This window comes from Colwellia sp. NW0002-52-1, assembly GCF_057550865.1.
On the sequence record NZ_BAAJLU010000005.1, the window covers coordinates 187,347 to 199,870 of the forward strand.

Annotated in this window: 11 protein-coding genes; 6 read left to right on the top strand and 5 right to left on the bottom strand. The window is 36.9% G+C overall.

Annotation, left to right across the window (positions count from 1 at the left end):
- The first annotated feature begins 58 nt into the window (after nt 1-58).
- The gene (locus tag AC27H3_RS07560; RefSeq protein ID WP_487105007.1) at nt 59-1,003 is read left to right on the top strand and encodes a LysR family transcriptional regulator; all 945 of its coding nucleotides are present in this window, start codon (nt 59-61) and stop codon (nt 1,001-1,003) included.
- Between the two features lie 156 nt (nt 1,004-1,159).
- On the top strand, nt 1,160-2,062 hold the full coding sequence (locus AC27H3_RS07565; RefSeq protein WP_487105009.1) for an HDOD domain-containing protein: 903 nt from the start codon (nt 1,160-1,162) through the stop codon (nt 2,060-2,062).
- Between the two features lie 44 nt (nt 2,063-2,106).
- Here the strand turns inward: AC27H3_RS07565 and AC27H3_RS07570 are convergent, their stop codons facing one another.
- Nucleotides 2,107-2,571, bottom strand: a complete 465-nt coding sequence (locus AC27H3_RS07570) for a DUF1499 domain-containing protein (protein WP_487105011.1) — start codon at nt 2,569-2,571, stop codon at nt 2,107-2,109.
- Nucleotides 2,572-2,894: 323 nt separating this feature from the next.
- Here AC27H3_RS07570 and AC27H3_RS07575 point away from each other — a divergent pair, with 323 nt between their 5' ends.
- Together AC27H3_RS07575 and ggt are read left to right on the top strand one after the other, a co-directional pair.
- Nucleotides 2,895-3,443, top strand: a complete 549-nt coding sequence (locus AC27H3_RS07575) for a TrmH family RNA methyltransferase (protein ID WP_487105013.1) — start codon at nt 2,895-2,897, stop codon at nt 3,441-3,443.
- 168 nt (nt 3,444-3,611) lie between these two features.
- Nucleotides 3,612-5,330 carry a gamma-glutamyltransferase gene (gene ggt / locus AC27H3_RS07580; RefSeq protein ID WP_487105015.1) on the top strand — a complete coding sequence of 573 codons (1,719 nt, stop codon included), beginning with the start codon at nt 3,612-3,614 and terminating at the stop codon, nt 5,328-5,330.
- Nucleotides 5,331-5,437: 107 nt separating this feature from the next.
- On the opposite strand, the gene AC27H3_RS07585 is transcribed toward ggt, so the two are convergent.
- The 3 genes from AC27H3_RS07585 to speA all read right to left on the bottom strand — a co-directional run bounded on the left by AC27H3_RS07585 (nt 5,438) and on the right by speA (nt 9,467).
- Entirely contained in the window at nt 5,438-6,283 is an 846-nt protein-coding gene (locus AC27H3_RS07585) for a YiiX/YebB-like N1pC/P60 family cysteine hydrolase (RefSeq protein ID WP_487105017.1), read from the bottom strand.
- Between the two features lie 335 nt (nt 6,284-6,618).
- A complete protein-coding gene (speB, locus tag AC27H3_RS07590; RefSeq protein ID WP_487105019.1) occupies nt 6,619-7,545 on the bottom strand; it encodes an agmatinase in 927 nt (308 codons plus the stop codon).
- 11 nt (nt 7,546-7,556) lie between these two features.
- The gene (gene speA, locus AC27H3_RS07595) at nt 7,557-9,467 is read right to left on the bottom strand and encodes a biosynthetic arginine decarboxylase (protein WP_085304647.1); all 1,911 of its coding nucleotides are present in this window, start codon (nt 9,465-9,467) and stop codon (nt 7,557-7,559) included.
- 492 nt (nt 9,468-9,959) lie between these two features.
- On the opposite strand from speA, the gene AC27H3_RS07600 reads away from it, so the two are divergent.
- The gene (locus tag AC27H3_RS07600) at nt 9,960-10,574 is read left to right on the top strand and encodes a peptidylprolyl isomerase (protein ID WP_233131414.1); all 615 of its coding nucleotides are present in this window, start codon (nt 9,960-9,962) and stop codon (nt 10,572-10,574) included.
- A gap of 113 nt (nt 10,575-10,687) precedes the next feature.
- On the opposite strand, the gene AC27H3_RS07605 is transcribed toward AC27H3_RS07600, so the two are convergent.
- Nucleotides 10,688-11,503 (bottom strand): mechanosensitive ion channel family protein, encoded by an 816-nt coding sequence (locus AC27H3_RS07605; RefSeq protein ID WP_487105022.1) that lies wholly within the window; start codon nt 11,501-11,503, stop codon nt 10,688-10,690.
- A gap of 453 nt (nt 11,504-11,956) precedes the next feature.
- On the opposite strand from AC27H3_RS07605, the gene AC27H3_RS07610 reads away from it, so the two are divergent.
- Nucleotides 11,957-12,508 (top strand): hypothetical protein, encoded by a 552-nt coding sequence (locus AC27H3_RS07610; RefSeq protein ID WP_487105023.1) that lies wholly within the window; start codon nt 11,957-11,959, stop codon nt 12,506-12,508.
- Nucleotides 12,509-12,524: the final 16 nt, after the last annotated feature.

The following is a 12,524-nucleotide window of genomic DNA, read 5'->3' on the forward strand; positions in this document are numbered from 1 at the left end:
TTATTTTAAAATAGAGTCTAATATATAAAATTAATTAACATCATAGATAAAATTCTATATGCCATTAAATTTACAGTCAAATCGACAGCCCACCATGAGGCAATTACAGCTTGTTCAAGCGTTGGCTAGAGATCAAAGTTTGTCAGTAGTTGCTGAAAATTTACATATTTCTCAGCCTTCGGTCTCTATCCAGCTGAAAAATCTCAGCGAATTAATCGGTTTACCGGTTTATCAAATGCAAGGTAGAAAACTTACCCTTACCGATGCAGGTAAAGCAGTGCTTCGCAGTGCAAATACTATTTTTCAGACCTTGGATAACCTCAAAACTGATATAGATAATTTGCAAGGCGTGATAACAGGTACATTATCAATTTCAGTGGTAACCACCGCACAGTATTTTTTACCATTACTACTTGCCGCCTTTGCTAAACAACACCCAAAAGTAGAAATAAAATTAGAAATAGGTAATCGAGAAAAAATACAAAGCCGATTGCATGACAATAGCGACGACTTTTATATTTTCAGTAATATTCCGCAAAATGTACCCGTGCTTGAAACCCCTTTTTTAGATAATGAAGTGGTGGTAGTGGTGCCAGAAAACCATGAATTGGCACAATTTCCAAAAGTGAGTTTGGCGCGCTTAAGTCACTATCCATTTATTCTGCGAGAGTCAGGTTCGGGTACGCGCGAATATACTGTCGAGTTATTTAAACAACACGGCTTTAGTTTGAACGAAAAAATGACCATAGCGAGCAGTGAGGCAATAAAACAGGCTGTTGCAGCAGGTTTAGGGATATCGGTACTAAGTAAACACAGTTTAGACTTTGGCATAATGCCCGGTATAAAAATTATTAATGCTGAGCACTTCCCTATTCGCAGTAAATGGCGTTTAGTGCAAAATGCATCTCGACAACCTACTATACTTGCAAATGCTTTTCATACATTCATGGTAGAGAATGGTGTCGATATTTTGGCTTCAGCAGTTCAGAATAGTCAGGTATAACTAAAAAATGGCTTTGATAAATTATCGACAATAAACAGTTGAGTGATATAGTTACTTTAATGAATAGTTATTTTATCCGTAATATTATTTTAACGTTATAGTATTAAGTTAAGCTGCATAACAATGTAAACCTAAAGAATATAAGGAGATATTCAAGTGCTCAAAAATATATCGACCATTTTTTATGACATTATGTTTGGCGATATAAACGCTAATATCCCCATGAGCAAGCTCGAAACTAAAGTATTAGAAAAAGTTAGTGCTATATTAAATAATCCTACGAGTCTTAGCACACATATTCCTACACTACCCGCGATGCTAGTTCGTCTTTTAAATGCCATTGATAATCCAGACTCGAGCGTACAAAGCTTCGTTGAAATTATTGAACAAGACCCTGCATTTGCCTTGGCTGTTTTAAAAACAGCTAACTCTGCTCTTTATCATCGCGGCGAAAAAGAAATTGTATCGTTAAACCGAGCGATTACTTTTTTAGGTTTAACAGGGTTGTTGCAAATTGCCACAACGCTTTTAATGGCAAAAGTTATACCCAGTAAACCTATTTATTACGCCATGTTCGGTAAACAAATTTGGCTTCATAGTGTGCAATGTGCAACGCTTTGTGAACTTTTAGCCTCGAAGCAAGACGAAAACGCATTCGACGCATATTTTTTAGGGTTAATTCATGATTTAGGAAAGGTCATTATATTTGATTGTCTATCAAAAGCATTAGCTGAAGAGATATCAAGCCTGCCAGGCACCACTATCTTTAAAAAATTAATGACCAAAATGTCTCTCAATATAAGCTATTTAATCTCAATAGAGTGGAAGCTACCAAAAATTTATTGTGAAGCATTAGAGCAACAACAAACCAAGCCCACCTCAACTTTGGCTGTACTGTTATATAATGCAAATCAATTAGGTGAGCTGTATTTAATGGTGAATAAAGGTGTTATTTCTAACGCTGAATGCAAAAAAATGATAACTAAAAAGGCTATTGATGAAGATATTTGGCTAAATTTCACAAATATAGCACCAGAAATTGAGCGTAACTTAATTTAAAAAAAGTAAAGCACTCAAACAAGCCTAATACCTAGCTAATGCATTTACTTTTCACGTGCCTCAAGGCTCAAGCGTATTAATTCAACCCGCTCCCTATTAACATTAAAATCAGAGTAACCAATCCTAGCCGCAGAGCGAATATAAACAGTTTTTTCACTTGTTTTAGCAGGAAAATAAAACTCTACATCGTCAACAAAACCAAAAATTTTTGAGCTAAACTCAGCACGAATATAGCTATTTTCAGTCACAGTTACCTTCGAGTTATCTAATGTATTTACAACCTGTAAAATGGCGTTTTCAACTTCCTTGTTTGAACCTACAATAACAATCGGTTTAATATATTGAGCTTTATCTTGTGAGAAACTATTAACGCAATTGGGCTTATTAGGGCACGGCATTAACTGACCATTTTCAATGCCTAGCGAAGGTGCGTTTGATGAACACCCCGTTAAGGCGACAAAGATTAACAAAACAATACTGGTTGTAAAAACGTTATACACTGCCTTCATGAAGATCTCTTCTTTAAAAATAAATTTAAGCCATGATAGTTTACTTTGTACTAAATGCTTATTTTTTTCAACTAGTTGAACTAGTTACTATCAATTTTTCATTTCAATCTGAGCATATTTCTAGCGTCTCACGTTTTCAACTAAAGTACTTTGCATGAACTTATTTTAATGGCAGAAAACTTAAGCAGATATCGATAAATAATTATTTGATCTTCCATTGATAAAACCGCACAATCCTTCGCGATGAAAACCACAGTGCAACCCTCTTACAAACTAGCCTTAACGCTAGCAGTTTGATCACCAAAGTAAAAAGAGTAGAAATAATGCCGTCAAATATGCAGCTAAGCAAAGTAGAGCTTAGAGAAACCAAGTTATCTCGCGATGAATATTTAACAAAACCCAAGATTCCTTTAATTGTTGTACTAGACAATGTAACCAACAGCTACAACATAGGTGCATTTATTCGTTTGGCAGATGCTTTTGCAATTGAAAAAGTCATTGTTTGTGGTACTGGGGCTTTGAGTATTTCAGATAAAAAAATGAAAAAAGCCTCAAGAAATGAAGCTAAGTGGGTAACGGTTGAATATAAAGAAAGCACGGTTGACACCTTAAACCAGTTGCTTACTGATAACTATGCTATTTATAGCGTAGAGCTATGTCACGAGTCGGTCGATTATGCAACGATTGCCTATCCTGAAAAAACCGTATTAGTGTTGGGTAACGAGCGAAAAGGCGTAAGTGAAGCTGCATTAGCATTAAGTGATCAGCACATACATATTCCAATGTTTGGCATGGGTAACTCATTAAATGTTTCAACCGCAGGCGCGATTGTATTGGCTGAATGTGCGAACCAAATTAGACATAAGCTTTAATTTATTTTATATAGCTCAAATACGTTAATTATTTTAATTGCCATAATATTATTTATTAATTGCTTTGTTCACTGTTGATAATATATAACATTAATCTAGCTTAATGTTCTGTGCTGCTAGTAAAAAAAGCACAATGCAACCAGTAGAATAACCATCAAGGAATACCCCATGACCTATGGCGCTCGTATTTATACTCTTATTTCTATTTTGTTTTTTTCAGTTTTTATTTCTCATGCTAATGCAGAAAATAAAGCTGTTGCAAAAATTTCTCAAGCAGCAGTTGCGATACCCGATAAATATGCTGCAAAAGTAGCTGAAGACATTCTTCTTGCCGGAGGTAACGCTGTTGACGCGGCTATAGCCACAGGTTTCGCATTAGCCGTTACCTATATTGATGCAGGGAATATTGGCGGCGGTGGCTTTATGCTTATTTATATCGATGGCGAAGCCTTGTTTTTAGATTACCGGGAAACAGCCCCTTTAACCGCGCATCGCGATATGTATTTGAATGACGAAAAAGCCGTTATTCAAAACTTAAGTTTAATTGGTGCTAAAGCGCCTGGCGTGCCAGGAACGGTTGCGGGCTTTTGGGAAGCGCATCAACGCTTTGGTAAATTGCCATGGAGTAAGTTAGTAGAGCCGGCAATTAAATTAGCAGAGCAAGGGTTTATTCCAGCCAAAATACTGGTTGATGATATACAAGGTAATTACCAGCGCTTTAATGGCCTGACTAATTTTCAACAGTATTTTGGACATGTTGAACACGGCAAAGTATTTAAACAACCTGAGCTTGCAGCAACCTTAAAACGCATAGCCAAAAATGGCCGCAAAGAGTTTTATCATGGTGAAACTGCAAAACTGCTAGTTAAACAAATGCAGAAAAGCGGTGGTATTATCAGCGCAGAAGATCTTGCCCAATATAAAGCGGTTTGGCGCGAGCCTTTAAAAGCTAACTGGCGCGACTATCAAATTTTGTCTTCGCCACCGCCAAGCTCTGGTGGTTTTGGTGTTATCCAATTATTAAAAATGAAAGACTATTTAAGCGAAGAATTTGCAGGCGTTGGCCATAACTCTGAACAATATGTGCATTTAGTTGCTGAAATGGAAAAACGCGTATTTGCTGATCGCGCTGAGTACCTTGGCGATCCCGCATTTGTAGATATTGACATGACACACTTAATTAGCGACGAGTATATCAAACGACGTGCTATGGAAGTAAAACCACATGCCATATCGCGTTTAGAGTCGGTTAATCCGGGCCTACAGTCACCCAATACTACGCATTACTCAATTGTTGATGCTGATGGCAATGCGGTTTCAAATACCTATACCATTAACTGGGCATATGGCTCGGGTGTCGTGGTTGAAGGCGCAGGCTTTTTATTAAACAATGAAATGGATGACTTTAGTGTTAAACCAGGTGTCGCTAATATATTCGGCGTAGTCGGTAATACCGCTAATGAAATACAGCCAGGCAAGCGCATGCTTTCTTCAATGTCGCCGACCATTCTTTTACAAAACAACAAACCTGTTATGGTGATTGGCACACCAGGTGGCTCGACCATATTCACCTCAGTATTCCAAGCCGTGGTTAATATACTTGATTTTAAAATGACACCACTTGAAGCTGCTAGCGCTAGTCGTTTTCATCATCAATTACTTCCGCCTGATTTAATCACCCAAAGCCCTTCGCTTCCGCTGCCTCAAAGCACCATTAAGGCGTTAACCAAGCGCGGCTATCGCGTTGAGCCTCACAGCTGGGAATTTGGTGATATACAGGTTATTTATAAAGATGGAGATAATCTTATTCCAGCGTCTGACTCACGCGACAGAGGTGTTTCAAAGGTCATTGATATAAAAAGTGACGTAGTAAGTGATATAAAATAAAGGCAATTAGATTCAGTTAAATTAAATTTTTAGGGTCAGCGTTTTTTAAACAATGTAGTTTAAAAGAATACAGTTTAAAGCATGTAGATGCTGACCCTAATCAACTTCTATTTTGAGCTTGGTTTCTGAGCCATATCTTTTCTTTGGTCTACCCACTGAATTTCCTTATAGTTAAAGCCCTTTTTAAGCGTGGGCTTTACAATTTCAAAATACGGTGACAAGTCAAAATCCCTTGGAATAAAGTGGCTGTAATGTCTTTTCTTTAAACGGTTTTTATTAAATAGTCGGGTTTTTAGTCGTGAAAAGCCTTTTACAGGTATTACTTGTTTTTTTGACTCATGACTATCAGGCACATTTAAAGGCAAAATAGGATAACGAATTGACTGAAAAGCCTGCGCAACTAACGTAGAACAAATAGCTTTAGTTGGATCCCCACTACCAAATTCAAGTAACCTTCGACGAAAACGAAGCGGTACAGGTGGCGTTGGCAATAAGTAACGCATTAAATCAATTATGTTTTTTGTGTCGTATTGCACACCAAGGCGATCAGTAACAAATGCGATTAAGGCTTTATTATCTGCTTCGGTTAGACTAACCGGGCGACAAATACGCATATTAAATCCCGCATATTTATCTAAAGGCACGGTAGTAACACCTTCAACCAAATCAGCTTCTAATAAAGGCTGTAAATCAGGTTTATCGCCAATATAAATGCACACATGAGACCAAGTAGATTGAGTTAAATATTTAATCGCGGTACTAATGCGACTATCACCTTCTATTAATAGTAAGTCACCGGGTAAAAGCGTTGCTTTTAATTGTTCAGTAGTAAGCGTACTAAATGTTGTGTAAGAGTCACGGGGTTTATTCAAAAACGTTGCTAATTTATCACCCAGCATGTTGGCAATGCGTGTAAAAACATTCGTATTTTGGTGTTGATTTTTTACTGACATTGCTAATATTTATTCCTTAATAAGCGTTATATTTTCTCAATATTTATGATTTATATTCATCAGGTATTAATGTAAACAGCATAAACCTAGCACCTTTTGCATGCAACGTTGTAAAGACTTAACACTTAAAGTTTATTTTTAGTCGCTAACGTTGAAAACATAACCATTAGAAGCTATTAGCATGACTAAAATTAAAACTAAGGTTAAAGCTCAGGCTTATGGAATAACAGATAACTATGAGATGGTTAGTTAAAAAACTCTAACTTAAAGGAATATATGAGTTAGTTCGTAAGTTATGCAGCACAACTTACGAACGCTAATGCGGTTTTGCTGCCTTAAACTAACTTATGCTTTACGGTCCAAAGATGAGCCAATTCAACAGCAATAGTCGCTGCTGCTAAGGCGGTTACATCGCTATTATCATAGGCGGGAGCCACTTCAACTACATCCATACCAATAATATTAATACCCGCCAACGCGCGCAATATTTTTAAGGTTTTATCTGTCGTTAAACCACCACAAACCGGCGTGCCTGTACCTGGCGCAAATGCTGGGTCTAGGCAATCAATATCAAACGTAAGATAAACCGGCATATCGCCAACACGACTTTTAATTTGTGCCGCTATTTCATCAACACTCATATCATTGGCTTGCATGGCATTAATTACAGAAAAACCATGGTTTTCCTCTTTATAATTAGTGCGTATACCAACCTGAACAGACTTATCACGGTCTATAAGGTTTTCTTTCGGCGCATGATAAAACATGGTGCCGTGATCATAACGACTACCATTGTTATAGGTGTCGGTATGCGCATCAAAGTGGATCAATGCCATTTTGCCAAATTTTTTCGCATGAGCGCGTAAAATAGGCAAGGTAACAAAGTGATCTCCACCTAAAGATAAAACAGTTTTGCCTGAGTCGAGCAACTGCCCTACAGCCGTTTCAACTTGTGTGCAAAAATGCGCCGCATCACCGGGGGCAAACACCAAGTCGCCTGCATCAATTATTTTGCAATTTTTTAATAAGCTAAAAGGCCATGGGAAACGCTTACCTTCCCAAGCTAAATTCACAGTTGCTTGTCTAATGGCTGTTGGACCCATTCGGGCGCCAGAGCGCCCAGTTGTTGCCATATCAAACGGTAAACCTAATACCACAATATCAGCTGATGACGCTGTTGGGTTTTGATCTAACGGCTGCCGTAAGAAAGTCATCGCATTAGAGTAAATTGAATCATCAACTTGATTGAAAATATTTTTCATTACATTAATCTCTAAAGATCTTCAAGGTAGGTGTAGCCTTTAAGACCATCAACCAATTCTTTGAAAATTTCATCACCTTCACTTTTCGATAATCTAGCGTCGATAAGTTCAGCATAAGTTCGTTGAAATAATTTCGCGTCTAAGTGCACGTAATTCAACATATCTTCAACGGTATCGCCTTCATTAATTTCTGTAATTTCAGCTTCACCATCATCATTTAAAAACACTACTGCACTGTGAGTATCGCCAAACAAGTTATGCATATCGCCTAAAATTTCTTGGTAAGCGCCGACTAAGAAAAACCCTAATAAGTATGGCTCGTCTTCTGTCCATGCTGGTACAGGTAAAGTGCTTTCTATACCTTGTCCATCAACATATTGGTCAATAACACCGTCAGAATCACAGGTAATGTCTAATAACACAGCTCTTTTTTCATGTGATTTTTCTAAGTTATTTAACGGTAACACCGGAAAAACCTGATCTATACCCCATGAATCAGGTAAAGATTGAAACAATGAAAAATTCACGAAAAATTTATCGGCTAGCTTTTCAGCTAAATCATCAATTATTGGTCGATGAAAGCGGTTTTTACTGTCCATTAATAAATTTAATTCATAACAAATACGCAAGTTAACTTGCTCAGACCAAGCGCGTTGCGTTAAATCTAATAACCCCATAGAGAATTGACTATGTACTTCAGCCAAATCACTTTGTGTATCATGATAAATTTCGATCAAGGCACGGTCGTCTTGATTTTCTTTTAACTGCTCTAATGAACGCCACATATTGTTTAGCAGCACAGATTCATCATCTAAAGGCGCAGCTATGTTCTCTGGCTCATAAGATTCAGCGCCAATAACATTCGATATTAATACCGCATGATGAGCTGTAAGTGCTCTGCCCGACTCTGAAATAATCATCGGCATAGGTTGTTCGTAACTCTTACAAATATCACCAATTGTATTAACAATATTATTTGCGTACTCAGCAAGACTGTAATTCATAGAGTTATGTGATTGACTGCGTGTTCCGTCATAATCAATCGCTAATCCGCCACCAACATCCATGCATAAAATGCCAGCACCTAGGCGTCTAAGCTCACAGTAAAAACGTGCGGCTTCACTTACCCCTAATCTTACATCTCTTATATTGGCTATTTGTGAGCCTAAGTGGAAATGCACTAGCTTTAAAGTATCAAGCATGTCTTCTTGCTTAAGTGTATTTACAACACTCAACACTTGTGAGGCTGACAAACCAAATTTAGATTTTTCACCCCCGCTAGCTTGCCACTTACCTTTACCTTGAGAAGCCAAACGTACACGAATGCCTAAACGCGGCTCTACGTTTAATTTTTTCGCTTCAGATAAAATCATCGCCAATTCAGACATTTTTTCTAATACGATATGTACTTTATGGCCAAGCTTCTCGCCGATTAACGCTAAACGAACATATTCACGATCTTTGTAGCCGTTACAAACAATAACCGATGAAGCTTTTTGCGCCATAGCTAACACAGCCAATAACTCAGCTTTACTGCCGGCTTCAAGCCCAAGTTGGGTGTATTCTTTGTTATGTTGGCTAGCTAAAATTTCATCAACAACTTCACGCTGCTGATTTACCTTAATAGGGTAAACCAATAAATATTTTTGTTGATAATCATAAGCCTCAATCGCTTGATTAAAGGCTTCACATAAACTGTGAATACGGTGATGAATTATTTGCGGAAAGCGCACTAAAGCAGGCAATGTTAAGCCTTTATCTTCAATCATTTTTGCAATAGTCGTTAAATCTACCGTGTGGTTTTGATTTTCGAACTTAGGCGCAACATATACGTTACCGCTATCGTTGATCCCGAAATAGCCCTGACTCCAATGACGTACGTTGTAGTTTGCACGCGCTTGATCAAGATTATCTTTATTCATTAGTTTCCCTTTAGCCTTTTTATTTAAAAATACAGAGGCAGATTATCATTAGTGATTGGCGCGAATTAGAAATTAAGCATGATGTAAAGTCCAACAAAAAAAATAATAATAAATGACAATTATTATTGATTAATCAATCTCTGTTGAGCATTGACGAGAAGCGACAGATAAAATGAATAACAACGTAGACGCTAAGTTTTACTCAAGATAAACCGTAGTGGCTAACTTATTATGTTCAGCTTAACCCTTAGCTTTGTCCTCGCTAAACTTAACTTTTATTAAGTAACCTGAACCCTGGATAAGCAGCACTTGCTTAATGCTTACTTTTAACCCATTAATCCATTAACCCATTAACCCATTAACTCATTAACTCATTAACCCATTAACCCATTAACCAGAGTTCAGGTTAAGTAAGCTTTTACGTTTTATTAAGATAATAACTGTTAAGATATAAATATTTTCGCTTATCTCATATCAATAAAAGGTACTAACGTGAATAAAGTTTTTCTGCTGATAATAACCACATTTTTAATAATATTAAGCCCATCATCACTCCTAGCCGCGCCCAGTAAAGGCCAATATATTCAACCGAATAATTTGTCCCCTAAAGTACGTATAGAAACCACAATGGGCAATGTGATTATTGAACTAGATCGCTACAGAGCGAAGATTACCGTAGATAACTTTTTAGGCTACATATCGCGAGGACAATACGATAAAACCATGATCCATCGCGTAGAAGAAGGCTATCTTATTCAAGGTGGAGGCTTTATGACAAACTACACCGATGTTGAACCAGACACGCCTATTTTTAACGAGTCAGGTAACGGCTTAAAAAACGCAGAAGGTACTATCGCCATGGCTAAGCAGCTAAACGATGCCCATTCGGCGACGAATCAATTTTTTATTAATCTGAACGACAATACAAATTTAGACCCAGGTAGTTCATGGGGTTATGCTGTATTTGGTCAAGTTGTTGAAGGCTATGATGTACTAGAAGCGATGGCACAAGTAGAAGTAGGTTACAGTGAAGAACTAGGCTACACCACAGTTCCTAAAAAAATGATAACCATTATTAGAGTCGTTATTTTAGATGAAGAAGAATAAGTACTATTGATTTAATTCTAACTCATTATATAAAAAATGGGGATATCAAATGATATCCCCATTAACTATCAGCTTAACGTTTAGTTTAGCTTTGCGCTTAGTTATATAAAGTATTAAGCGTCTTTATGAAGATGAACATCCATTTGTGGGAAAGGAATATTCAAGCCTTCGTTACCAAAAGTTTTGTATACTTTCTCGTTCATTTCAAAGAAAACAGCCCAGTAATCTGGAGCATTAACCCAAGCACGTACCGTAAAGTTAACTGAGCTATCAGCTAGTGCTGAAACAGCGATAAATACTGCTGGATCTTTTAATATACGGTCGTCTGCATCACATAAACGTTGAATCACTTCACGCGCTTTATCTAAGTCATCACCGTAAGCCACACCAATAGTCCAATCAACACGACGTTTTGGCTCTGTTGAGTAGTTAGTCATTGAAGATGTAGACAAACCACCGTTAGGAATAATAATAGTTTTATTATCAGGGGTTTTTAAAATGGTGTTGAATATTTGAATTTGAGAAACACTACCAACATAACCTTGTGCGTCGATTACATCACCAACTTTGAAAGGTTTGAAGATTAAGATCATCACACCGCCAGCAAAGTTTTGTAGTGTGCCCGACATAGCTAAACCTACAGCTAAGCCAGCAGCACCAAGAATTGCAATGAACGAGGTCATTTCAATACCAAGCATGCCCAGTACCGTTATAACAAGCATTACCTTTAGTAAGCCATTAACAATGCCGGTTAAAAATGGCATTAATGATGGATCAGTACCTGCTTTAGTTAGCGCACTTTTAAACACACTACCAATAATTTTGATTATCCAACCACCGACGATCCATACCAGAATGGCACCAATCAATTTCGGGCCATAAAGTAAGCCCATCTCCGTAATTTTTTCTAGCATTTCATCTGTATTCATAATTTTTCCCTGGATTATTTATAACGTAAACAAAAAACTAAATGCTTTATCTACAAATTAAATTTAACTTTTTCTTATATGTTACTGTGAAAACTGAACTTGTTAAATTACCACAAATTAAAAGTAACAAAATGTAATATAGAATAAATTGACTTACTTTTCTCCTATATTTTACGTTGAAATAAGATTTATATGCTATTTAAGTATGAAAACTTATTAACAGTATATAAATCAACCAAAAAATGAGTTCTCAGCGGGCGATTTTGTTTATAAATCAAAACAAAAAATTGAACATGTGTGGCAGCGAAATCTAAGTTGTTCAAGCCGAAATTAACTAGAAATGCATCCTAAATAGTTCCATCTTTATGATAAGTGTCATTTCAAGGTTTTCAAAGGTCTATTATGAAGCTGTGTTTTTTTCTTATACTTACAATTACACTAATAACAGCATGTGTGCCTATTCCCCGTTCATATCACAAACCCTTTTATGATGGTGGTACATTAGTTGGCAGTAATTGTAGTGCAGGGCAAAAAGAAAAAATTGAAATTGAACTGTCTTATGACACCCTTTTAACAATACAAGCTATTAGCTCAAATTCAGAAAATTATATAGGACAAATTTATGTATTTTCGACGGTTCAAGCTCCAGGAGGGATCTCGCTTCAACTTGCCAGTGACAATATAATTATCAAAGATATTGAGTCAAATAATTCATGGTCATTAAAACTAAATGATATTCAAGTAGCTATAGATGGTGAATATCAGAGTCTGCCACCATTAACAAAAGTTCACGGGCAAACAAATTTCTACGAAGTTTTAGGTGGCAGAAAACGTTTCTTTAATTCTGGTTTTTCTTTTAGTATATCGAGTAATGAAATACCTAGTTTCCTTGAGCACTTTAGCATAAAGCTTCCCGCTATTTTTGTTAATGGGAAGGAGATAAAGTTATCGCCAATTGAGTTCATATATACTGAAGATATTGGAATTGCACCATTAAATTGTTGAAATAACAACACGTACA